Source organism: Campylobacter showae CC57C (assembly GCF_000344295.2).
Classification (GTDB): Bacteria; Campylobacterota; Campylobacteria; order Campylobacterales; family Campylobacteraceae; genus Campylobacter_A; species Campylobacter_A showae_B.
This window is the reverse complement of the sequence record NZ_AOTD01000130.1, coordinates 1-23762: the sequence shown is the minus strand read 5'-3', so window position 1 is coordinate 23762 and position 23762 is coordinate 1. Positions and strand designations below refer to the sequence as shown.

Here is a 23762-nt window from a genome sequence, read left to right as displayed (position 1 = left end):
TGCGGATTTTGAGAGTAAAATCAGAAAAATTCTTTGAAAGGAAGTTAAATGAAAACTACATCTTTGGCATTAGCCGGCTTGCTTTTCGCGTCTACGCTGGGCGCAAAGGAGTTCGTATCTATCGGTACGGGAGCGATGACGGGCACGTATTATCCGGTCGGCGGAGCGATATGTCGCCTCGTAAATAAAGACCCGCAGATGAAATGCTCGGTGCAATCAACCGGCGGCTCTGTTTATAACGTAAATAACGTGCTAAAAAAAGAGCTAAATTTCGGTTTCGTCCAAAGCGACGTGGTTTATGATAAATTTAACGGCGTGGGCAAATTTGACGGTAACGGCGATCAAAACCTGCGCGCAGTCGTCTCGATCTACCCTGAGCTTCTAGCCTTCGTCGTCTCAAAATCAAGCGGCATCGGCTCTATAAACGACCTTGAGGGTAAAGCGATCAACGTCGGCAACCCCGGCAGCGGCAACGAAATGACCGCGCTTGGCGTGTTTAAGGCTTACGGATTTGACGAGAAAAAGCTAAAACACCACGGCGTTTTAACTGCCGGCGAATGCCCGCACGCGCTAAAAGATAAGAAAATCGACGGCTACTTCTATATGGTCGGCCACCCGACGGCTAACATCACCGACGCGGCAAACTCGCTACCTATCGATATTGTGAACATCGAGGGCGAGCAGGTGGATAAGATGATAGCTGCTATGCCGTATTTTGCCAAAGGTACGATACCAAAAGGCACCTATGAGGGCGTGGATCACGACGTAAACAGTATCGGCGTTAAAGCCGTCCTGGTCACGGATAAAGGCATGAGCGACACTGCGGTGGCTGCGGTCGTAAAGGCTATCTTGGATAACTTCGACGAGTATAAGAGCCTGCACCCCGCACTCGCATCGGTTACCAAAGAGAGCCTAGTAGAGGGGCTTTCAGCGCCTTTGCACCCTGCTGCCGAGGCTGAGTTTAAAAAAGCCGGCATAATAAAATAACTAGCCGAGCCGTGTGGGTTAAATTTGACCTGCGCGGCTGATTTTTTTAAATTTAAGGTCTTGTTTTTAGTTTTTTGAGGATTTAAAATTTGACGCCTTATTGGCTTTTTGTCGGCTGTTTTAAGCCGCTTGTAGGCGTCAAATTTTAGATTTGGCTCATACGCGCGTTTTTGATTTGACTTCGTTTGCCGTTTGCAAAACCCGTATCTTTACGACACGGGGTTAAATTTGTAAGCAAATTTTGAGGCGCGGGAAAAGTAGGTCGAATTTGAAAAATCAAAGTCCGGTTTACGCGGGCAAAATCGCCAAATTTTATAAAAAGAAAATTTAAGAGGTTAAGAGCAAATATGGATAAAAATCTAAACGAAACACGAACAAATACCGAGCCAGCGCAGGAAAAGGAGGAGTTCGTCGAGGTAAAGACGCGTGAGATAAACTCGAGCTTTTATATTTATTTTACGAGCATCATCTGCTTTGCGTGGTCGGTTTTTCAGCTTTACATCGCGTATTTTCCGATGAACACGACGATGTCGCGCTCGGCGCACCTTGCTTTTGCTATCTGTTTGCTGTTTTTGCTCTACCCGCTTAAAATTCACAAAAAAGCCCACTCCAGCCTGCCGTTTTACGACATCGCGCTCTGTGTTGTGGGTACGCTAGCCGCGCTCTATCCGCTCATAGAGTTTTACGCTCTAGCGCAGCGCCCCGGAGACTACACGAGCTTTGATATCGCCGTGTCCTGCGTCGCCGTGGTCGTGCTGTTTGAGGCGGGTCGCAGGATCATCGGTCCAGCACTTCCTATCATCGCGGCGATATTTTTGGCGTATGATTATTTTGGTCAATACATGCCCGACATCATCGCGCACCAGGGCGCTAGCCTAAACAAGCTAGCTGGTCACATGTACCTTACGACCGAGGGCGTCTTTGGCGTGCCGCTTGGCGTTAGCGTGAGTTTTATCTATCTTTTCGTCTTATTTGGTTCGCTTTTGGAGCGCGCAGGTGCGGGGCAGTATTTTATAAATTTAGCCTTTGCGCTGCTGGGCAAATTTCGCGGCGGACCGGCGAAAGCTTCGGTTATAGCGTCAGGACTAACTGGCATGGTGAGCGGCAGCTCCACGGCAAACGTCGTAACGGTGGGCACCTTTACGATCCCTCTGATGAAAAAGGCGGGCCTAACCAGCACCAAAGCCGGCGCTATCGAGGTGGCTGCGGGCGTAAACGGTCAGCTGATGCCGCCTATCATGGGCGCGGCGGCCTTTATCATCGCCGAGTTTTTGGGGCTTAGCTACACAAACGTCATGATAGCGGCCGTGATTCCGGCATTTGTGTGCTATTTATCACTGTTTTTTATAGTGCACCTTGAGAGTTGTAAGCTCGGACTAAAAGGCATGGAGCAGGGCGCGGGCATATCTAAGCTTAAGATTTTCGTGAGCGGTCTGCACTATCTTATCCCGATTTTGGTTTTGCTTTATACATTGTTAATCGCAAACGAATCCCCGATTTCGGCGGCTTTTAACGCTATTTGCGTGCTATTTTTGATCATCCTTTTTCAAGAGCCGGTTAAGAAAATGGCTCACGGCGAGGACGTCGGCAAAGAGGATTTTATCATCGGCTTTGCGGATATATTTTGGGCGATGGTAACGGCGGCTAAAAGCATGACGACGATCGCGATAGCTACGGGTCTAGCTGGCATCATCGTAGGCTCGATCTCGCTAACTGGCGTCGGTCAAGTACTCTCTGAAGTCGTGGAAAATTTAGCCGGCAACAACATCGTGCTCATCCTCTTTCTCACTGCGATAATGTCGCTGATACTGGGCATGGGCTTGCCGACGACGGCGAACTATATCGTCGTTAGCTCGCTAGTCGCACCTGTGATTTTGTTTTTGGCGCACAAAAACGGCTTTCTTATTCCTGCTATCGCGGTGCATCTTTTCGTCTTTTACTTTGGTATCCTGGCAGACGACACGCCTCCGGTCGGCATCGCGGCATACGCTGCGGCTGGTATCGCTAAAGCAAATCCCGTAACCGTGGGTGTGCAGGGCTTTTTCTATGACCTGCGTACGACGATTTTGCCGTTTTCGTTCGTGTTTAACAACAAGCTGCTTTTGATAGAGAGCGTAAACTCAGCCAATCCAAACGACGCAAAAGGCATAGTGTGGATAACAAATCCGTTTGAGATGGCGCTGATTTTCGGTACGGCTCTAGTTGGTATGTTTGCCTTTTCTTCGGCGCTTCAGGGGTATTTCGTTAAACGCGTAAGCATGCTAGAGCGCGCATTACTTTTGTGCGTAGTGCCGCTAACCTTGGTGCCTAATATGTGCGCCAAGTACATCCCTTTTATCGCCAACGAATACGTTTCTTATGCGATCGGCGTGTCGCTTTATGCGGCGCTGTTTGCGTTTCAGTGGATACAAAATAAAGCGGAAAAGAGGGTTGGCGTAGGCGCTTAAGCCTGTGCTTTCTGGGCCTGCTGATTACTCTCTCGTAAATTTTAAAAGCTTTTGTTTTGAAAGTAGTGTATAGAAAAGATAAATTTGGGTTAAATTTGATCACCAAATTTAACCCGAGTAAGCAAAATTAAAGTCTTTTTGAGCGTTTTAGATCGCTTGCAAATTGGCATCCGAGGCTATCGCCTATCTTGCATGCTTTTTCAAAGAGTGCGTAGGCTTCTTTAAATTTTTTCTCCTCTAGCAGATACGATCCCGCAGTCGCGCATGAAAAGCCGTCGCCAAGCTCGCAGCCCTTATTTAGCAGTGTGCGCGCCTTTTCTTTGTCGCTTGATACGTATATGCCGCCAGCACCCGAGCAGGCCTCTTTAGAGCCTAGTTCGCAGCCTTTTTCGTATAGCTCAAGCGCTTTTTTGGTGTCAGGCAGGATATCTTTGCCCAGCTGATAAAGCGCGCCTAGTTTTGCGCAGGCTAGACCGTTGTTTGCGTCGCAGGCTGCTGCAAATTTCTCGCGAGCCGTTACAAATTTAGAGCTCTCGTAGGCCTTTACGCCGTCCTCAAAATCGCCGCCCAAAGCAAAAACCGCGGCAACTAGCATTAGAAGTTTTTTCATTATCTCCCTTTAAATTAAAAATATTCTATTTTAGCATATTTAAAATTATTTTTTGTTTAGCCGTTGTTCTCGCGTTTTAAAATCAGGCATCAGCCCTGCGATGAAGTCATAGAAGCTTTTTTGGTGGTGGGGGTAGATGAGGTGGGCTAGCTCGTGAAGCACGACGTATTCGACTAGTTCGGGAGCTTTTTCGATCAAATTTAGGCTTAAATTTATGTAGCCTTTGCGCGAGTTGCAGCTACCCCAGCGAGTAGTCATTTTGCGCACGACGACGCGGTTTATCTTGCGGTTTACGGCTGGAGCGAATTTAGCTATAAAATGCTCATAAACACGCCTTGCAAAGGCTTTTTTGTAGTTTTCTAGCGCAGCTAAACTCGCAGCGTAAATTTCGCCGTCAAATTTACGTCCGTCCATGCTTTTAAATTTAAGCTCATCAAGGTGATGGTTAAATTCGCTAGCGTCAAATTTGCCCTCAAATTTAGCGCCGTAAAGGTGCGGGTCTAGCCCGTCCGAGCTCAAATTTAAGCCGTTAAAAATCTCTGAATCGCCTACAAAGCGTCTTAAATTTACGTCTTTTAAATTTGGCTCAAATTTGATGCGGTAAACCTCGCCCAGTAGCCTAAACTCGTCCTCGCGCGGTAAATTTGATAGCGTCTTTTCGTGAGCTGATTTTAGCCATTCGTAGTGTTTTTGCACAAACTCTAGCGCATATTTTTGCTCGGCGTAAAAGGGCAGCGAGACCGAAATTTCGCCTGATTTGGCGACCTTTAGGCGGGTTGTTTTGACGCCTTTTTTAAAATTTAGCGTGATGCCAAATTCGCCGCATTTTACGCTAACGGTTTTTACACGAGGCGTTTTGACTGCCATTTTCTGCTTCTCCAGCGCCATGTGTTTACTAGCCCGCGCAGCCACTCGTCGGCGGTAAATCCGATCCAAACGCCGATGATCCCCATACCCTGCACGATGCCTAGATAGTACCCCAGCGGCAAGCTCACGCCCCACATAAAAATAGCGCCAGTCATCAGCGGAAATTTAGCATCTCCGCTTGCGCGTAGGGCGTTTACGATTACGATGTTAAACGTTCTTCCGGCTTCTAAAACGATAGAGAGCGTAAAAAGCGGCAGCATGATTTCTTTAAGCGCGGGCGTTAAATTTAGCGCGTCCATTATCTCGTATTTGCCAAAATAGGCAATCGATACGACGCAAAGCGAGGCAAAAACGCCGATTTTTAGTGCGCGGAAAGTGCGCGAGTAGGCCTCGTCAAATCTCATTGCGCCTACTAAATGTCCCACGATGACTTCGTTTGCCACGCTGATGCTGGCTCCGCAAAGTAGGATTAAAAGCGTGATCTGAAAGTAAATGGTTTGCACGTTTAGGCTGGCTTCGCCCATACTAGCTACAAAGCCAAAAGCCACCATATACTGGGCCATCCAGAGTAAATTTTCGCCCGCGCTCGGAAGCCCGACGGATAAAATTTTACGCAAAATCGCAAACGGTAGGCTAAATAGGCGCTTAAAGAAAATACTAACTTTCGCGTAGCGGGTCAGTATCAAAAATAGTACGATAACGCCAACTAGGCGCCCCACGACTGTCGAAACTGCGACGCCGTAAAGGCCGTAGTTTGGCAGTCCTAGCCAGCCAAAAAGCGCGATAGCGTTGCCGCAAAGGGTGATGACATTCATGAGTAGGGAAACTAGCATGACGGCGGTGGCGAAGTTATAGACGCGAAGCACGGCTGCAAGCACCATGCCGATACCGTCAAAGGCTAGCGCGATACCGAGCATATGCAAGTAACCAAAACTCTGGGCACGAAGCTGCTCTGGGACGTTTAAAAGCTCTAAAATTTCAAAACCGAAAAAGTAAATAAAAACCGCGCTGCCAAGGCCGATGATCGTGTTAAACGTGATACTAGCGTGTATGACGCGTTTGGCTAGGTTGTGATTTCGCGCGCCTAGTGCCTGCGCTACCACGACCGAACAGCCCACGCTAAGGAAGCTAAAAATGGTCATAAATAGATCCATTATCTGATTGCCCGCACCCATGGCGCCGACTAGATGGACGCTGACTTTTGTCACCATATATGTGTTTATAATGAGCGTCACGAAGTGCAAAAACATATCTAAAAATATCGGGATAGTGAGCTTTTTGAGCGATAAATTCATAATTTCTCTTTTGTAACGTGGATTTTAAATAACGCGCGATTATACCCAAATATAAATTTAAAGCGTTTTAAGGCGGCGCGGCGCGTTTTTCCTGCGAGCAGGCATAATCTTTTTATTAGCTTAATCAAGTATAATTGAGAAAATTTAATCTAAACGGATATCAAATGCACAAAACAAATTTCACGTCACGCTGGGCATTTATCATCGCTTGCGTGGGCTCGGCTATCGGTATGGCCAACGTCTGGGGGTTTCCTTATAAGGTCGGTACGAACGGCGGCGGCGCGTTTTTGCTCGTTTATCTGTTTTTTATCGCGATATTTTCCTACGTGGGGCTTTCTGCGGAGTACGCTATCGGCAGACGCGCTAAAACCGGCACGCTAGGCTCATACGAACACGCGTGGAAGAGTCGAAACTGGGGAACTTTAGGTAAAATTTTAGGCTGGATACCGCTAGCTGGCTCGATGTGTATCGCTATCGGCTATGCTGTCATCATCGCATACGTTTTAAAGGCGCTATTTCAGGCGATCACCGGCTCGCTTATGACAGTGGATACGAACACCTGGTTTGAGTCATTTGCGCTTTCGTCCTACTCGGTAGTGCCGTTTCACTTTATCGTCGTTGCGGGCACGCTATTTACGCTATTTTTCGGAGCGCACAGTATCGAAAAGACAAATAAAATCATGATGCCGCTATTTTTCGTGCTATTTTTTATTCTCGCTATCAGAGTGGCGTTTTTAGACGGGGCGTTTGGCGGGTATAAATTCGTCTTTCACAGCGACTGGGGCAAGCTAGCCGACCCGATGGTATGGGTAGCGGCGATGGGGCAGGCCTTTTTCTCGCTATCTATCACGGGCTCCGGTATGATCGTTTACGGCGCGTATCTATCAAAGGACGAAGACGTCGTCGATAGCGCGCAAAAGACAGCGATCTTTGATACGATCGCGGCGATGACGGCGGCGCTCGTTATGCTGCCTGCGGTATTTGCCTACGGTATGGATCCGGCGGCAGGACCCGGGTTACTTTTCGTAATGCTGCCTAAAATTTTACAAGACATGCCCGGCGGTCAAATTTTCGCGATTATTTTATTTACGGCGGTGATTTTTGGCGGCGTGACCTCGCTGCAAAATATGTTCGAAGCAGTCGCCGAGTCGATAATGCACAAATTTCCTAGCCTAAAGCGCGGCGTCGTGCTGATCGCGCTTTGCATAATATGCTTTGGCATCGGCGTAAATATGGAAGCCATAACTAGCTGGGGGCCGTGGATGGACTTCGTGTCGATCTACATCATCCCTATCGGCGCGGTGATCGGCGCTGTGTCGTGGTTTTGGGTCATCAAAAAAGAAGAAATCATGGACGAGATTAACACTGGCGCGGCAAAAAAACAAGGCGCGCTGTGGTATTTTACGGGCAGATATATCTACGTGCCGATGGCGCTTACGCTTTGTATCATCGCTCTTAGCATGCATATCTCGTTTTAAAGGGCGCGCGTGGCTCTAATCGACCTTATCGACGTTAGTAAAAAATTCGGTCCGAATGAAATTTTAAACAAAATAAGCCTCAGCGTAAACGAGCGCGAGCGTATCGCTATCATCGGCAAAAACGGCAGCGGCAAAAGTACGCTGATGAAGCTAGTCGCGGGCTCGCTAGAACCTGATAGCGGCAGACGCATACTGCAAGGCGGCGTAAAAGTAGAAATGCTCGCGCAAAATCCCAAATTTGACGATGCGGCGACGGTAAAAGACGCGCTAAATTTGGAGCTAAAAGAAATTTTCGACGCGCGCGACGAGTATGCCGCGGTGTTAGAAGCGCTCGGCCGCGATCCGCACAACAAAGAACTAAACGCGAGGCAAGACGAACTAATCAAATTTATCGAAGCAAAAGACGGCTGGCAGATCGAGCGCAAGATCGAGCGCGTGCTGGAGGAGTTTAAGCTAAAAGAGTACGAAAATCGCGCTGTTTCTAGCCTTAGCGGAGGCGAGATACGCCGCGTGGCTCTGGGCGCTTTGATACTAAAAAAGCCCGATATTTTGCTGCTTGACGAGCCTACGAACCACCTTGACGTTTATATGGTGAGATTTTTAGAGGATATGCTAAAAAGCTCGCGTCAGACGATAGTTTTTATCTCGCACGATCGCTACTTTATCGACGCGCTGGCAACCAGAAGCGTCGAGATCGAGGAGGGCGTGCTGGCGTCATTTGACGGCGGATACGCAAACTATCTAGCTAAAAAAGAGGAAATTTTAGCCAGTCTAGCTAAATCTCACGAGACGTTGCTAAAACAGCTAAAAGCCGAGGAGGAGTGGCTGCGCCGCGGCGTCAAAGCGCGTCTAAAACGCAACGAAGGGCGCAAAGAGCGAGTGCTAGCCATGCGCGAGGAGGCGAAGAAAAACCCGGGCGTGATACGCCGCGTTAGGCTCGAGCTTGAGCGAGCGAGTAAAAATTTTAACCAAACTCAAAGCGTAAACCGCAAAAAGATGCTATTTGAGATCAAGCAATTAAGCAAAAATATCGGCGGCAAGCAGCTTTTTTCGGGTTTTAACGCGCGGGTTTTGCAAGGCGAGCGTATCGCGATAGTCGGACGAAACGGTAGCGGCAAAAGCACTCTTATTAAAATTTTACTCGGATTTGAAAAGCCTAGTAGCGGCGAGATCAAGCGCGGCGAGGTGCGAGTAGGATACTTTGATCAGTCCAGAAGCGCGCTGGACGACGATAAAAGCCTCATCGAGACCTTTTGCCCAAACGGCGGCGATCACGTCATGGTGCGTGGGCGAAATATGCACGTTTACGGCTACCTTAAAAATTTCCTATTTCCTAAAGAATTCCTCGATAAACCTATCGGCGTGCTAAGCGGCGGCGAGAAAAACCGCGTAGCGCTCGCGCTGCTTTTTAGCAAGGAGTACGACGTGCTCGTACTAGATGAGCCCACAAACGACCTGGATATCGCAACTATCAATATCCTTGAAGACTACCTGCAAAGCTTTGAAGGCGCCATAATCATCGTGAGTCACGACCGCTACTTCGTCGATAAGATCGCACACAAGCTCTGGGCATTTGAGGGCACGCAAATAGAGGTGCTACATCAAGAGTACAGCGTCTATCTCGAGCTAGAAGACGAATTAGCCGAGCTTGGTAAATTTGAAGCGAGCCTAGCAAGCGAGGCCGAGCAAGCGCAAAAACAAAAGAGCAAAACCGGCGCGAAGCTAAGCTACAAGCAAACGCAAATTTTATCCTCTCACCCCGAAAAAATCGCCGCGCTAGAAGCTAAGATAAAAGAGCTAAACGCCGGCCTTAGCGATCCTAAAATCTATCAGCAAATCGGCCTAACCACGCTTTATAACGACCTAGAAGCGGCTAAAAGCGAGCTTGAGGCGTTAGAGAACGAATACTTTGAAGTCTTAGAAATCGCCGAAAATTTGGAGCAAATTTGAAAAAATTAACTAAAACGGGCAGGGTTAGTGCTCTAAATTTACGTACGATTAAGCGAGACGAGTTCATCGGCGCTAGTTTTGAGCTGGACGGGATTAAGTTTAGCGGCGTTTTTTCGGCGGATTTTAGTCTGGACCAGGGCGATCTCGTGCGCGTAGAGTACGAAAGAGACGGCTTTATAAATAGAATAACCCTGCTTGAAACCCTGGCTAAAAATAGCGAAAATAAGAGCAAGACGGCAAAAATTATAAACATTGCGGTTTTTATCTCGCTGACGCTTCTTGCCCTTTGTATCGCGGGCGGAGTGATTTTTTCTTTGATTACGCGTAGGTTTGAGATTCGCGATTTTACCGATGTTATTAGGCTTATTTGTATTTGCTTCCTTGTTTGGTCGCTAGCTTACCATGCGATAGGAAAATTTAAAATTTTGAGGCATTTTGCGTAAAATTTGAGTTCGATAAACATCAGAGCTTCTAAAAATAGGCGGTACTTTGAAAGATAAAAAATTTATACTACTTTGCTTATTTGCGCTTTTTGCTGTGCTTTTTACGGTATTTTTCATGGTTTATGTCGCTAGCTACGAGGAGGAGAATGATTTTACCCAGATAGGTAACAGCGAATTTTACGCTACGCCGCAGGGTAAAATTTACGCGCTCATCCCAAGCGGAGGCAAATTTGAGCTAAAGGGCGTGCGGGCGGATAAATTTAGGGTTTTCGCGTCTGAGGGTTACCGCGGCCGAAACGTCGGCATGGACGAAAACGCCGTCTACTGCGGCAATCTCGCTATGACCGGGCTAGATCCATCTCACGCTAGGGCGATTGGCAACGGATATTTCACGGACGGCGAGATTAGTTATTTTTGTAGCGATGTAGGCGAGAGAAACTACGAGCTAGGAGCCTTTAGCGAGGTGGTTCAAACTATGGCGTACGCGATATTTGGTGCCGATAAACCGCAAAGCTATATTTATAAAACCGAGCGCGTTTCAAGCGCAAATTTAGCCCCTATTTTAGATTTTGGATTTGCGGCGGAAAAAGCGGCTTTGCGCGGCGAAGGCGGCAAGGTGTATTTTGAGGGCAAGCAGCTAGAGGGCGCAGACGTCAGGGCGCTAAGATACGTGCTAGACGCGCGCGGACGAACTAGCGATTTTTACGTTACGGACGGGCGAAATGTCTATTTTAAAAGCTCGCGGCTCGCGGTCAAATTTACGGCAGAGCTGCACGAGGCGGCATATTTTAACGGCGTGCACTATCTTTTAGAACCCGCTAGAGGCGCGGTTTATGCGGATGAGCATGAGTTCGCGCCCAAATTTGCGCCTTATTCGCTACCCTTTGGCGTCTCCGGCACGCACGCCTACCATCTACTTTTTCGCGGCAAGGGCGGGATTTACTTTTGGCAGCGTCATAGCGGCGGCGAAAGCGGCGAGCTAAAACGCGCGGGAGATGATCCTTTTGCGGGTGAAATTTCGCCACTTGCGGGTAGCGTTTTTATTAGCGGCGCTCACACTTATTTTGTGCAGAGCCGCGAAGTATGGCACAGAAATAAGAGTGGCAGGCGACTAAGCTCGCGCCCCACGGAGCTTTTTAGGCTTAAAAAGAGCGAGCAATGGCGCAAAATAGGGCTTGTGCGTAACGGCGTATACGGCGCTGTTTATGCAAACGGCGATAAAATTTACTATTTTGACGCGCTTGGGACGGGGCAGCTCATAGACTCTAGCATCTACGAGATCGCAGATACTGCCGCCATAGAGATCCTGACGCGGCCGTATGATCCGCGCGGCAAAAATCTGAGCAGCGAGGATATCCGCAAGATGATAAAAGATGAGCGACTCGTGCCGGTACAAGGCGAGCTAGTTTTTGAGGCGGTTACTAGCTATGACGGCGTGGAGAGGTATTATCTTTGGATATTTTTAGGGGTTGCGATTTTGGCGGCGATCGCAGGCAAAGCGTATGAGTATAAAAGCCGTGCAAAAGCGGTAGAAAACGAAGTCGCGACAAAACCTCGAGGCAAAGTAAAATTTAGACGGTAAATTTGCTTAAAACGCTCAAATTTGACGCTGTACTCGCCGATAGCAAATTTTAATCAAATTTTCGCTAAAATCGAGTCAAATTTAAAAGGAGTGCAAATGAAACTGGGAAATTTTTCCGCAAACTCAAGCCTAAGCAATCAGTACCTAGAACAAGCTCAAAATAACAGCGCAAAAGCCCTAAATAACATCTCCGCACAGCGTGCTCTAAGCGGTATCGACAGTGCAAATCTTGCTATCGCGGACTCTTTGCGCTCTCAAAGCTCCACGCTAGAGCAGGGCGTCGCAAACGCAAACGACGCTATCGGCATCCTACAGATCGCAGACTCCACGCTAGCAAATATCACGCAAAGCGCCGACCGTATCGGCGAACTATCGGTGAGATATAACGGCGGTATCCTAAACGCCGATCAGCAAAAGATGATAAAAGGCGAGGTGGATGCGCTCGTGGGCGCGATGAGAGAGAGCACGCAGCAGGCGAGTTTTAACGGTAAAAACGTATTTGGCGGGCAGATGAGCTTCCTAACCGGTAACGGCACGGCGAGCGTAAATTTAAACGCGCCTGATTTTAGCGGTATTGACGTGAGTAGCGGCGATAGCGTGAGTAAATTTATCGGTAGCGTAAATGCTTTGCGAGGCGAGATCGGCGCTGCGCAAAACGGCATAATCTCGGGCATCAACGCAAGCCTAACCAAAAACGTCGCACTAAGGCAAAGCGAGTCGCAGCTGCAAAATAACGACATCGCTAAAAATATAAGCGCCTTTAAACAAAATGACCTGCAAGCAAACGCCGCGATCCTCGCGCAAGCGCACAATACCGCAAGCTTGCAAAACCAGTTTAACAGGCTTTTGGGTTAAATTTAACTACTTTATAGTTTTAGCCGCTACGCTCATTGGCGGCTAAAGCTCTTTTATTTTATTCTACTTTTGGCGATTTTATCGCGCCTTACAGTCGGTCAAATTTTACTTTCGCGTTTAATGTTAGTCTCGCGCTTTGCGATTAAAATATAAATGCTCACCAAGTTAAATTTGCCGAGTCGGGCTGCGTACTCGTCAAATTTACTTAAACCCTCCACATTACCTTCGCAAGGATTATCATTATAACGCACAAAACAAGGGCGATGATGTGCGAGTATTTGCCGAATGGATCGGGCTTTTTGAGCTTATAGACGTAAAAGAGCGATATCGCCGTGATTAGGCACATTAGCCCCAGCACGCCGATCTTGGTCGCGAGTAAAATTTGAAACGGGCTATCTAGCCATCCGTTTTCGCCGCCAAAATAATCCTTTGCCATATAAACGCCGCTGATAATTAACATCAAAAACGCCGTGCCAAATACCTTCGCGCTGCCTTTGGTGTAGGCTTTTTTGACGCGAGCGAGCGTATCCTCGTCTATATGCTTTTTAGCAAACGGAAATATACAAACATCGAAAAATACGTAGCCGACGAAGGCTACGGCGCTCAAAATATGAACGATCAGGAAAAATAGATACATTTAGGACCTTTTTTGTTTGATTATATTTAAATCGGTAGTCCAAACTGATGATTTTGATTAAGGATTGCGCGGAAGAGGATTAAATTTAAATTTATTGGCGAGGCGGCAAATTTATAAAAAAGGTTTGTGAGGTCAAATTTGAATAGATTTGTAAATTTAAGATTGTGTAAAATTTAAAAGAAAATTATAAAATCCGCCCGTTAAATTTAACGGGCGGGGCAAATTTAAGGGCGCGTAAAAACGCTAAAACCTTAAATTTTCGTTTGAGGCCCTTGCCAAAACAAGGGCTAAATTTTACTCGACTTCGGCGTCGATGACGTCGTCGTCTTTTTTCTTGCTGCCGTTTGCTTGCTCGCCAGCAGCACCGTCTTTTTTATACATCGCTTCGGCTAGCTTGTGGCTGGCTTCGCTTAGAGTTTTGACCTTCGCGTCGACTGCTCTTTGCTCGCATTTTCGTCTTTTAGCGTCTCTTTTAGCTCGTCAAGCGCCTTTTGGATACGCTCTTTGTCCTCGGCCGGGATTTTCTCGCCTAGCTCGTCAAGGCTCTTTTGCGTTTGGTGCGCGAGCGCGTCGGCTTGGTTGCGCGCCTCGACCGCGTCTTTGCGCTTTTTGTCGTCCTCTTTGTGTAGCTCGGCGTCTTTTACCATGTTGTTGATCTCGTCCTCGCTTAGGCCGCTTGAGCCTGAGATCGTGATATTTTGGGCTTTGCCGGTAGCCTTGTCTTTGGCAGAGACCGTTAGGATGCCGTTGGCGTCGATATCAAACTCAACCTCGATCTGAGGCACTCCGCGAGGAGCGGCAGGGATGCCCTCTAGGTTAAATTGACCTAAAGATTTGTTGTCGCGGGCAAATTCGCGCTCGCCTTGTAGTACGTGGATCGTAACGGCGCTTTGGTTATCCTCGGCGGTTGAAAATACCTGATTTTTCTTAACCGGGATAGTCGTACCTTTTTCGATGATTTTCGTCATCACGCCGCCTAGAGTCTCGATGCCTAGACTTAGCGGAGTGACGTCAAGTAGCAACACGTCCTTTACGTCGCCTTTGATAACCGCGCCTTGGATCGCCGCGCCGATAGCTACGACTTCGTCCGGATTTACGCTTTTATTTAGCTCTTTGCCAAACGCCTTTTTGACCTCTTCTTGAACTAAAGGCACGCGCGTCGAGCCGCCCACCATGACGATTTCTTTTATATCTTTTTTGTCAAGTCCGGCGTCTTTTACGACCTCGTTTATCTTAGTGATCGTTTGAGCGACCAGATCCTCGATCATACCTTCAAATTTAGCCCTAGTTAGCGTCTTTGTGAGGTGTTTAGGACCCGTAGCGTCGGCGGTGATAAACGGTAAATTTATCGTCGTTTCTTGAGCCGAGCTTAGCTCTTTTTTAGCCGTTTCGGCTGCCTCTTTTAGGCGCTGCATAGCCATCACGTCGGTTTTTAGATCGATGCCTGAGTCGCTTTTAAATTCGCTCGTTAGCCAGTCGATTAGGCGGTTATCGAAATCATCGCCGCCTAGGAATGCGTTACCGCCGGTAGCTAGAACCTCGACCACGTTATCGCCGGTCTCTAGTACCGTAACGTCAAACGTACCGCCGCCTAGGTCGTAAACCATGATCTTTTCGGACTCTTTTTTATCTAGGCCGTAGGCTAGAGCCGCCGCGGTAGGCTCGTTTATGATGCGAAGCACGTTTAGCCCCGCGATCGTGCCGGCCTCTTTAGTCGCTTTTCTTTGGCTGTCGTTAAAGTACGCAGGTACGGTGATGACGGCGTCTACGACCGTTTCGCCCAGGTAGCTTTCAGCATCCTCTTTTAGTTTTATGAGCACTTTTGCGGAGATTTCTTGCGGAGTGTATACCTTGCCAGCGATCTCGATAGCGCACGCGCCGTTTCTATCTACGACGTGGTACGGAAGCCTAGCTTTAGCCTCCTGCGCGTTTTTCTCGTTGCTCATTAGACCCATTATTCTTTTGATAGAGTAGATGGTTTTTTCAGGGTTTGTGACGGCTTGGCGTTTTGCGCTGTCGCCTACTAAAATCTCGCCCTTATCCGTGAAAGCCACGACCGAAGGAGTCGTGTTTTTGCCTTCTTTGTTTGGGATTACCTTGCTTTCGCCTCTCTCATACACGCTCACGCATGAATTCGTCGTTCCTAGGTCTATGCCTATTACTTTTGCCATTGTTGATCCTTTTTACTAAATTTTTCTTTCAAATTTTACTTTGCTATCGATACCATCGCAGGTCGTAAAACTCTGCCGTTGATTAGATAGCCTTTTTGTATCACTTGCACGATCTTGCCTTTTTCCACGTCTTCGCTCTCTACTTGCAACATTGCATTGTGGAAATTCGGATCAAAGTCCTCGTTGGCTTCGATCGCGGTGATGCCGTTTTTCTCGAAACATTTTTTAAACTGATCTATCGTTATATAAATTCCTTCTTTTATTTTAGCCGCGTATTCGTCGCCTTCGGTTTCAAAATTTACCGCCATCTCAAGCGCGTCTATCACAGGAAGCAGATCTCGCGCGAATTTCTCGTTCGCATACGTAGCGATGTCCGCTTTTTCCTTTTCAAAACGCTTTTTGATGTTTTCAAAGTCCGCGTTGGCTCTATAATACTTATCGGTTAGCTCCTCGAGCTGCTTTTGAAGCTCTACGTATTTCGCATCCAAGCCCTCAAAGCTGATACTCTCGTCAAAATTTGACGGGATCTGCTGCTCAAGCTCCACGTTTTCATTCTCGTTCATGCCGCCTCCTTTAGGTTGTTTAAAAATCTTTCGTAATCATTATAAATACTGCCCGCGCAAAGCATTTTAGCCTCTTTGCCCTCGTAATTTACGCCAAGCTTCATGCCTAGATAATTCTCGCCGAAAAATACCAAATTTGAGTCAAAAACCATCTCAAAGCTAGGGCTTAGCGCGTTTTTAAAGCTCTCGCCGAAAATTTCAAGTGCTATCTTTTCGTTTTCTAAAAAGCGAATTTTGGTGCGCTTTAGCTCGGCTATCTTATTTCTTAGCTCATTTAGTCCCACCTGCATACAGGTAAGCTCGAGTCTATCGAGATCTATGCCTATGAGATTACTCAAAAATTTCTCGACTTTCGAGTTAAATTTGAGTGCTATTTCGTCCTCGCTAAAGCTCAAAATCAAAAATCTATTGTTTAAATTTAAGACCTGATTTAGCGTTTGGGTTTTGCTTTCAAAAATCATCGCGTAAATTTCAAATTTATCGCTTAGCAACTTTAGCAGGTTAGGATTTGCGATATCTAGCGTCTCATCGAAATTTAACCTAGCTCGCCAATAATCTCTCATCGTCGCAGCCGTCGGTATCCTGCCTCCACTAACGTGAAACTGAGTAATCGCACCCTCGTCGGAGAGCTTTTTAAAATAAACCCTAATCGTAGAGGCCGGGATCGACATCGCCATGCGCGAACCTAGCTCGCTAGAGCCGATCGGAGCATTGTCGCTAAGATAAGCTTGAATGATAGAATCAAGTATCAGATCTCGCTTGCTCACCTTTATCATATTAGCACTCTCTCCTTTAAATTGCTAGGCGCATTATACAACATTGAGCGGATAATTGTCAAGGGTTAGAGTTAAAAAAAACTATTTAGATAACTTTAGCGTAGTTAGCTCAAGGTTAGAAAGGTAAAAATTGGGTGTGATGAGTGGCGCGCGGGAAAATTTGAATAAATTTAATGTAAGAGTAGGTTAAATTTGGTTTTACCGCTAGAAATTTTATGAATTTAAAATTTGAATTATTAAAATTTGAAGTAAGTAAAAAGTAAAATTTAAGAGAAAAGCCCCAAATTTGGGGCTTGGGATTATTTATCTCTGAGATTTAGCTCAGCGATAACTTTTGTGTAAGCTGCGTAATCTTTAGCTTTTAGATATTTCATCAAGCGTTTTCTGCGGCCGACTATTTTAAGTAGTCCAAGGCGAGACGAGTGATCTTTTTTGTAGATTTTTAGGTGCTCGGTTAGCTCCTCGACTCTTGCTGTTAGCAATGCGATCTGAACTTCCGGAGAACCGGTATCTTTTTCTTTTCTAGCGAATTTCGCAACAATTTCTGCTTTTTTAGCCGAATCCAAAGCCATAATGACCTCCTGATTGGTGAGATTAAAAAAGGCGATTATATCATAAAAATCAAAAAATGCGGCACCTGTTTTAAAAAATATTGATTTAATCAAATTTGCAGATAAAATTTAATAAAATATCCGCAAAAAATTTAAGGGGAATTTATGCTTTTGACAAAAGCGAGCGAATACGCGCTGCTTTCGCTGATTTATATAGCGCAAAAAGACGCTCCCTCGGACGTCGATACGATGTCGGGCGAGCTTGAGATATCAAAAAGCTTTTTGGCTAAAATTTTGCAAAATTTGGCTAGAGAGGGAATTTTGGTTTCGTTTAAGGGCGCAAACGGCGGATTTATGCTCGCGCAAAAGCCTGAAGAAATCAGCATAAAAAGAATAATCGAAAGCGCAGAAAAGCGTAAAATGGCGGTATTTGAGTGCTCGATTTCGGCCGATAGTTGCGCCTCTAGCAAGGGCGGAATGTGTCAAATTTGGCCGATGTTTAGCGCGCTTCAGTCTAAAATCGACGATTTTTTAGATACGATTACGTTAGCAAATATAATCAAGAAGTAAATTTTGGCAAAACAAAAGCGCAACATCCTAACCCTGGTCGCACCGTTTTTAGAACCTGTAGTAAGGTTTAAGGGGCTCACGATCGTCGGCGTCATAATCGCCATCCTAGCGATCATCATCGTGCCGCTTCCTAGTGCGGTTTTGGACTTTTTTCTTGCGCTTTCCATCTCTATTTCGGTACTCATCATCCTGATCGCCGTTTACGTGCCAAAGCCTACCGACCTTAGCACGTTTCCGACGCTCGTCCTCATCATCACGCTTTTTAGGCTCTCGCTAAACATAGCCACCACGCGTATGATTTTGAGCGAAGGACACAACGGCCCCGATGCCGTGAGCGAGATAATCTCAAGCTTCGGGCAGTTCGTCGTAGGCGGCAACTACGTCATCGGCGTGATCGTTTTTACGATCCTAGTGCTTATAAATTTCATGGTCGTCACCAAAGGCTCGACGCGCGTGAGCGAGGTGCAGGCGAGATTTACGCTCGATGCGATGCCGGGTAAGCAAATGGCGATAGACGCCGACCTAAACGCCGGTCTAATCGACGAAAAGACCGCTAGAGAGCGCCGTGAAGCTATCATAGGCGAGGCAAATTTCTACGGAGCGATGGACGGTTCGTCTAAATTTATCAAAGGTGATGCGGTCGCTGGCATCATCATAACGATCATAAACATCGTCGGCGGCTTTCTCATCGGCTCATTTCAGTACGGCCTAGACATGGCTACCTCGGCTCAAAACTACACTATCCTAACTATCGGCGACGGTCTAGTGAGCCAGATACCTGGCCTCATCACTTCGACGGCCACGGCGATAATCATCACGCGCGCTAGCAAGGACGATGAAAATTTCGCCGAGGGCTCGCTAACGCAGCTACTAGGCGAATACAAAACGCTTCTAATAGTCGGCTTTATACTATTTATCTTTGCTCTAGTCCCGGGACTACCGACGCTATCCCTGGGCTTTATCTCGCTTCTGTTTTTAAGTATGGGCTATATAATGAAAGAGGTAAAAGAGGGCAAGATAAATTTGACCTCCAAAGCTCAAAGCATGAGCACTGGGCAAGGCGAGGAGGAAGGACCGGCGGCGCCTAAAAAAAGCGAAGAGGAGATCGCTCGCGAAGAGGAAGCCAAGATAAACGACATCTTAAAGCTTGAAATTTTAGAGCTTGATCTGGGATACGGTCTGCTAAAGATCGCCGAGACCGATCTCATCGAGCGCATACGAGCGATGCGCCGAAATATCGCGGCACAGCTTGGTTTTTTGATGCCAAAGATCCGTATACGCGACAACCTTCAGCTACCGCCAAACGAATATCGCTTTAAGCTAAAAGGCGTCGTGATCGGGCAGGGCGAAATTTACGCGGATAAATTTCTAGCTATGGATAGCGGGCTAGTTAGCGACAACATCGAGGGTATCCCGACTAAAGAGCCCGCGTTTGGCCTAGATGCGTTATGGATCGATGCGAGCGTAAAAGAGGATGCGATACTAAGCGGCTACACGATCGTAGATCCCGCGAGCGTCATCTCTACGCACATGAGCGAGTTGATAAAGCAAAACGCTGCCGAGCTCTTAACCCGACAAGAGACGCAAAATTTACTCGACAAGCTAAAATCAGAATACCCCGTCATCGTCGAGGATACGCTACGCATTGCGCCTATCGGAGTGATCCAAAAGGTGTTAAAAGCGCTGCTAAAAGACCACATCCCGATAAAAGATATGCTAAGCATCCTAGAGGCGCTAAGCGACATCGCCGAGGTTAGCAAGAACCTCGATATGATAGTCGAGCACGTCCGCACCGCGCTTGCTCGTGCTATCACTTCGCTTTACGTTGATGAGGGCGGGCGGTTAAATTTCTACGTGATGGAGCCAGCCGCACAGCAAAAACTGATCGACGCGGTGCAGTATAAAGACGGCGCGTATCATCTGATGATAAACGTCTCGCAGACGTCGGCGATCGTACAGGCTCTGCGTGAGGCGAGGGCGAAGCGGCCGATCTCGGAATACGGCTCGATGATACTTTGCGTGGAGCCTAGCTTGCGTAAATTTATCGCTGATATCTGCGCGAATTTCGCCATAGATATCACGGTGCTTAGCTTTGCCGAAGTCGCGGCAAATACGCCGTTTGAGACGCTAGGCACGATAGAAATATCAAATTTGTAAGGAAGAAAATGACCATCCACCACCTCTCGCACACCGATCTGGACGGATACGGCGCGCAGGTAATAACGAATCACTATTTTAAAAACGTTAAATTTTATAACTCAAACTACGGCAAGGAGATCGACGAGAAATTTGATCAAATTTTGGCTCAAATTTCGGATAAAAACGCAGCCCGGGCGCAGTCAAATTTAAGCGGCGAGCAAAATGGTAACTCGCAAAACGCGTCCGAAAATCGCGGCAAAGACGAAGCGATTAAAAATGACGAAAAAGCGCTTATTCTGATAACGGATCTAAATTTAACCGTGGAGCAGTGCGAAGCCTACGAAAAAGCGCTCGCAAATAAAAGCGCTAAAATTTTACTCCTAGATCACCACCAAAGCGGGGCCGAGTGCGCGAGCAAATTTGGCTGGTATTTTTTAGATAGCTCAAGGTGCGCAACCAAGATCACGCATGATTTTTTCTCTAAAATTTACGGGGTCGATGCGAGCCTAAATCACTTTAGCGACGTCGTAAATGCGGTCGACATCTGGCTAAAAGAGGACGTAAATTTTGAAATGGGTAAGGTCGGGCTCGGACTCGTCGCAAACGCAAAAGAGATAAACAAAACGATGTTTGAGGCTGAAAACTCGCGCTATCTTTTTTATCTTATCGAGCGCGCGCGGGAGTTTTTTGACGCGGGAGACGACTATGTCGGGCTTGACGAGGCGATTTTCGGGTTTAAAAAGGACTTTTTCAAAGATGATAAAAACGATACGTTAAGCAACCTGATCTCGGCTTTCGTCGTTAAAAAACTAAGCGAAGAAAAAGAGAAATTTAGCATAAAGTATAACGACCTTAACGGCATTTTGACCTACAATATCGGCAATACTTCCGTTATAGGCAACGATTTTTTAGTCGCAAATCCAGATGTTGATTTTTTCATCGACGTTACGAGCAAAAAGACGCTGAGCTTTCGCGCTAACGGCAAAGTAGACGTCAGCCAGATGGCCAAAAATTTAGTCGGCGGCGGCGGACACGTGAACGCTAGCGGCGGACTTTTTGCGGGCTTTAAGGATAGCTTTAGCTATGAAAACGTAAAAGCGCAGATAACCGACCTGATAACTAAAAAAACGATTTTACAAGGATAGAAAATGAAAGAAATAGAACCTACCGTGGACGAGCTAAGCTACGAGCTTTCGATGATGCTAGAGGCGATGCTGTATTATGCCGGCGTGAAAAAAGATAGGCTCGAGGACGCCGCCGAGACCTATATCGAGTGCATCGATGACGCGCTGGAAAACTCGGGTGCCGAGGGCGTGGACGAGGTGCTCGAAGTCGTCGAATACATGAAAAAAAAGCACGCTAAATTTTTCAAATGAAAACTCTAGCTCAAATTTTATTTTTTTCGGCTCTGGCGGCGATGCTGGGCGGATGCGTGTTTTTAAACGATCGCGGCGTGACGACGAAGTACTACAACGAGTGCAAGGAGTACTACGACGCGACGGGCGTCTATCACAAAGAGTGCCCTAAAAATATCATCGACTGGACGGAGTGATGAGCTTAGAAGCGGCTAGAGCGGCGAAGGCTAGGGAACTGGCGGGCAAAACCTACTCACCTTTGATGCGGGAAGTAGAGGAGCTAGCGGCCAAATTTAAGAGGCGCGAATTTGAGCTTAAATTTGACGATATAGTCGAGATAAGTGCAAATTTAACGCCAGCGGAGCGTAAAGAGACGCTTCAGACGGCGCTAAATTTACGCTCGTGGCGCAAGGGGCCGTTTAAGATAGACGACATCTTGATAGATAGCGAGTGGAGGAGTTTTGTCAAATTTAACCTACTCGCGCCGCACATGGATCTAGCGGACAAGGTCGTGGGCGATATCGGTTGCAACAACGGCTACTATCTCTTTCGCATGTTGCCTAAGCGCCCAAAAAAGCTGATTGGCTTTGATCCAGGCGTTATGAGTTTTTTGCAGTTTAAATTTATCGACGCGTTTGCGCGCTCGGGCATAGAGTACGAGCTGCTAGGCGTCGAGCATCTACCGCACTACGGCGTCAAATTTGACGTGCTCTTTTGCCTGGGCGTGCTCTATCACAGAAGCGATCCCGTGCGTACGCTAAAAGAGCTAAAAGGCGCGTTAAATGCGGGCGGCGATCTCTTTTTGGACACGATGTATCTTGATATGGAGGGCGATTTTGCCCTGAGCCCCAAAAATACCTACTCAAAGATACCAAATATCTACTTTGTGCCGACTATTAGTGCGCTTTTAAACTGGTGCGAGAGGGCAAATTTTAAAGACGCGCAAATTTTAGCCACAAAGCCGACGGATGCGCACGAGCAGCGAAAAACCGAGTGGATCTTGGGTCAGAGTTTGGGCGATTTCCTAGATCCCGCAGACCCTACGCGCACGGTCGAGGGCTATCCCGCGCCAAAACGGGTCTATCTAAAACTAAGCGTTTAAAAAGGTGAAAAATGGACGAAAATATCTACGACGACGACAGTAGCGACAGCGTGGTGCTGCCCGAGGATGAAAATCCGTTTCGCAACGAACTAAAACCTCGCCGAATATAAAAATCGGCCTAAGCGGCGCCGTGACGCAGCTCGAGCCAAACCGCGCCAAAACGCGTTTTTTCGCCACTAGCGACATGGTTGCCGATAGCGAGGGACTTATACATAGCGGGTTTGTGTTCTCTGCGGCTAGCTACGCGGCGATGGCGGCGGTCAATGAGACTTTTAGCGTAGTTATCGGGGCTAAGATACATTTTTTCGCTCCGACCAAGCTAAACGAAGCGATCGAATTCGACGCGCGCTCGCACTTTAACGAGAGCAAGAAGCGCGAGGTGCGAGTAACCGGCACGACGAACGATATAAAGGTATTTGAGGGGACTTTTCAGGTCGTGATTTTAGAGGATCATATCTTTAAAATTTACAAAACGAACCTGCAAAAACAAGCCGCACAAAGACGAAACGAAGAAAAACGTAAAGAAGAGGCGAAGCAAAACGCGTAAGCTCGGTCAAATTTGATGAGAAATTTGGGCGGCGCGGTGAATTTAGCGCCGTCTTTTTCGGTGGCATTTTGGCGGAACCTGTATAAATTTAACGCTAAAATCTCCGCCGTCAAATTTGCCGTTTTATTTGTAAATTTAGCGCGGTTATTGAAAATCTTAAAAGCTCAAATCCGACCTTAAAATCTCATCTCCCTGCCGATCATATTTATCCAAAAGTCCAAATTTGCTCGCTCGGCTTTTAGCGTCGTTTTGTCGCCGTGACCTGGATACAATACGAAATCGCCTTGTAAATTCTTGCATTTTAGTAGGCTTTGGCGCATATCCTCGGCGTTTGAAAACGGAAAATCATAGCGTCCGATCGAGCCTCTAAACAAAAAATCTCCGCTAAAGATAACGTCGTCCACGCGCACCATACAGCATCCCGGCGTATGCCCCGGAAAGTGCATAAACTCAATCTCAAAGTCCTCTATGTTAAATTTAACGTCCTCAAATTTTGCTCCGCCGACACAAATCGCGTCATACATCGGCTGTTGCCCTGCATCCCAAAGATCGTCATGAAGCATGAAATTATCGTCTTTGTGGATGTAAACTGGAACATTAAAAAAATTTTTTAAGCTAACATTGTCAAGAACGTGATCAGAATGCCCGTGAGTGTTTAAAATAGTGAGTAGCGCGTGTGAATTTTTTACAACAAAATCATATGAATCTTGACCTGGATCAATGATAATTTCGCACCCGTTTTTGGATACTACGTAGCAGTTGGTTTGATAATCTCCGCATGGTTTTGAAAAAATTTTCACGTTTGTCCTTTTATAAAATTTAATTAAAATAAATTGT

Annotated in this window: 22 protein-coding genes and 1 pseudogene; 14 read left to right on the top strand and 9 right to left on the bottom strand. The window is 47.0% G+C overall.

Annotated elements, in window-relative coordinates; genetic code table 11:
• Window positions 1-48 precede the first annotated feature (48 nt).
• Both H740_RS05070 and H740_RS05065 read left to right on the top strand, forming a co-directional pair.
• Window positions 49-987, top strand: coding sequence for a TAXI family TRAP transporter solute-binding subunit (locus tag H740_RS05070; protein WP_002952038.1), 939 nt, complete (start codon window positions 49-51; stop codon window positions 985-987).
• 347 nt (window positions 988-1334) lie between these two features.
• A complete protein-coding gene (locus H740_RS05065; protein ID WP_002952036.1) occupies window positions 1335-3434 on the top strand; it encodes a TRAP transporter permease in 2100 nt (699 codons plus the stop codon).
• Between the two features lie 127 nt (window positions 3435-3561).
• Here H740_RS05065 and H740_RS05060 read toward each other — a convergent pair whose 3' ends face one another.
• Genes H740_RS05060 through H740_RS05050 form a run of 3 tightly spaced genes read right to left on the bottom strand, consistent with a single transcriptional unit; the run spans window position 3562 to window position 6206 of the window.
• A complete protein-coding gene (locus H740_RS05060; RefSeq protein ID WP_002952033.1) occupies window positions 3562-4044 on the bottom strand; it encodes a tetratricopeptide repeat protein in 483 nt (160 codons plus the stop codon).
• A 45-nt stretch (window positions 4045-4089) separates the two neighbouring features.
• A complete protein-coding gene (locus H740_RS05055) occupies window positions 4090-4911 on the bottom strand; it encodes a M48 family metallopeptidase (RefSeq protein WP_002952031.1) in 822 nt (273 codons plus the stop codon).
• Window positions 4887-6206, bottom strand: coding sequence for an MATE family efflux transporter (locus H740_RS05050; RefSeq protein WP_002952030.1), 1320 nt, complete (start codon window positions 6204-6206; stop codon window positions 4887-4889). The genes H740_RS05055 and H740_RS05050 overlap by 25 nt, the downstream gene beginning before the upstream one ends.
• A gap of 164 nt (window positions 6207-6370) precedes the next feature.
• Here H740_RS05050 and H740_RS05045 point away from each other — a divergent pair, with 164 nt between their 5' ends.
• The 5 genes from H740_RS05045 to H740_RS05025 all read left to right on the top strand — a co-directional run bounded on the left by H740_RS05045 (window position 6371) and on the right by H740_RS05025 (window position 12514).
• On the top strand, window positions 6371-7684 hold the full coding sequence (locus tag H740_RS05045; RefSeq protein ID WP_002952029.1) for a sodium-dependent transporter: 1314 nt from the start codon (window positions 6371-6373) through the stop codon (window positions 7682-7684).
• Window positions 7685-7693: 9 nt separating this feature from the next.
• Window positions 7694-9634 (top strand): ribosomal protection-like ABC-F family protein, encoded by a 1941-nt coding sequence (gene abc-f, locus H740_RS05040; RefSeq protein WP_002952025.1) that lies wholly within the window; start codon window positions 7694-7696, stop codon window positions 9632-9634.
• Window positions 9631-10077 carry a hypothetical protein gene (locus H740_RS05035; RefSeq protein WP_002952023.1) on the top strand — a complete coding sequence of 149 codons (447 nt, stop codon included), beginning with the start codon at window positions 9631-9633 and terminating at the stop codon, window positions 10075-10077. Before abc-f ends, H740_RS05035 begins: the two co-directional genes overlap by 4 nt.
• A 46-nt stretch (window positions 10078-10123) precedes the next feature.
• Window positions 10124-11659 (top strand): DKNYY domain-containing protein, encoded by a 1536-nt coding sequence (locus H740_RS05030; RefSeq protein ID WP_002952021.1) that lies wholly within the window; start codon window positions 10124-10126, stop codon window positions 11657-11659.
• 96 nt (window positions 11660-11755) lie between these two features.
• Complete coding sequence (locus tag H740_RS05025; RefSeq protein ID WP_034957332.1) at window positions 11756-12514, top strand: flagellin; 759 nt, start codon at window positions 11756-11758, stop codon at window positions 12512-12514.
• A 205-nt stretch (window positions 12515-12719) separates the two neighbouring features.
• On the opposite strand, the gene H740_RS05020 is transcribed toward H740_RS05025, so the two are convergent.
• The 5 genes and pseudogenes from H740_RS05020 to rpsO all read right to left on the bottom strand — a co-directional run bounded on the left by H740_RS05020 (window position 12720) and on the right by rpsO (window position 17233).
• Window positions 12720-13151 (bottom strand): hypothetical protein, encoded by a 432-nt coding sequence (locus tag H740_RS05020; protein WP_002952018.1) that lies wholly within the window; start codon window positions 13149-13151, stop codon window positions 12720-12722.
• Between the two features lie 294 nt (window positions 13152-13445).
• Window positions 13446-15322 (bottom strand): annotated as a pseudogene (gene dnaK / locus H740_RS05015) (molecular chaperone DnaK).
• A 35-nt stretch (window positions 15323-15357) separates the two neighbouring features.
• A complete protein-coding gene (gene grpE, locus H740_RS05010) occupies window positions 15358-15885 on the bottom strand; it encodes a nucleotide exchange factor GrpE (protein ID WP_002946505.1) in 528 nt (175 codons plus the stop codon).
• Window positions 15882-16661 (bottom strand): HrcA family transcriptional regulator, encoded by a 780-nt coding sequence (locus tag H740_RS05005; RefSeq protein WP_002952013.1) that lies wholly within the window; start codon window positions 16659-16661, stop codon window positions 15882-15884. The genes grpE and H740_RS05005 overlap by 4 nt, the downstream gene beginning before the upstream one ends.
• Before the next feature lie 299 nt (window positions 16662-16960).
• Window positions 16961-17233, bottom strand: a complete 273-nt coding sequence (rpsO, locus tag H740_RS05000) for a 30S ribosomal protein S15 (protein ID WP_002952011.1) — start codon at window positions 17231-17233, stop codon at window positions 16961-16963.
• A gap of 144 nt (window positions 17234-17377) precedes the next feature.
• Here rpsO and H740_RS04995 point away from each other — a divergent pair, with 144 nt between their 5' ends.
• The 7 genes from H740_RS04995 (at window position 17378) to H740_RS04965 (ending at window position 22925) form a co-directional block, all read left to right on the top strand.
• Window positions 17378-17782, top strand: a complete 405-nt coding sequence (locus H740_RS04995) for an RrF2 family transcriptional regulator (protein WP_002946513.1) — start codon at window positions 17378-17380, stop codon at window positions 17780-17782.
• Between the two features lie 3 nt (window positions 17783-17785).
• On the top strand, window positions 17786-19939 hold the full coding sequence (gene flhA / locus H740_RS04990) for a flagellar biosynthesis protein FlhA (RefSeq protein ID WP_002952009.1): 2154 nt from the start codon (window positions 17786-17788) through the stop codon (window positions 19937-19939).
• 8 nt (window positions 19940-19947) lie between these two features.
• Entirely contained in the window at window positions 19948-21066 is a 1119-nt protein-coding gene (locus tag H740_RS04985) for a DHH family phosphoesterase (protein ID WP_002952008.1), read from the top strand.
• A gap of 3 nt (window positions 21067-21069) precedes the next feature.
• The gene (locus tag H740_RS04980; RefSeq protein WP_002945055.1) at window positions 21070-21297 is read left to right on the top strand and encodes a hypothetical protein; all 228 of its coding nucleotides are present in this window, start codon (window positions 21070-21072) and stop codon (window positions 21295-21297) included.
• A complete protein-coding gene (locus tag H740_RS04975; RefSeq protein WP_002946522.1) occupies window positions 21294-21473 on the top strand; it encodes a hypothetical protein in 180 nt (59 codons plus the stop codon). The genes H740_RS04980 and H740_RS04975 overlap by 4 nt, the downstream gene beginning before the upstream one ends.
• Complete coding sequence (gene cmoB / locus H740_RS04970) at window positions 21473-22378, top strand: tRNA 5-methoxyuridine(34)/uridine 5-oxyacetic acid(34) synthase CmoB (RefSeq protein WP_002952006.1); 906 nt, start codon at window positions 21473-21475, stop codon at window positions 22376-22378. The genes H740_RS04975 and cmoB overlap by 1 nt, the downstream gene beginning before the upstream one ends.
• Before the next feature lie 130 nt (window positions 22379-22508).
• Window positions 22509-22925 (top strand): hypothetical protein, encoded by a 417-nt coding sequence (locus H740_RS04965; RefSeq protein WP_002952003.1) that lies wholly within the window; start codon window positions 22509-22511, stop codon window positions 22923-22925.
• A gap of 176 nt (window positions 22926-23101) precedes the next feature.
• On the opposite strand, the gene H740_RS11505 is transcribed toward H740_RS04965, so the two are convergent.
• Window positions 23102-23725: an MBL fold metallo-hydrolase gene (locus H740_RS11505; RefSeq protein WP_034957329.1), complete on the bottom strand. Its 624-nt coding sequence runs from the start codon at window positions 23723-23725 to the stop codon at window positions 23102-23104.
• Window positions 23726-23762: the final 37 nt, after the last annotated feature.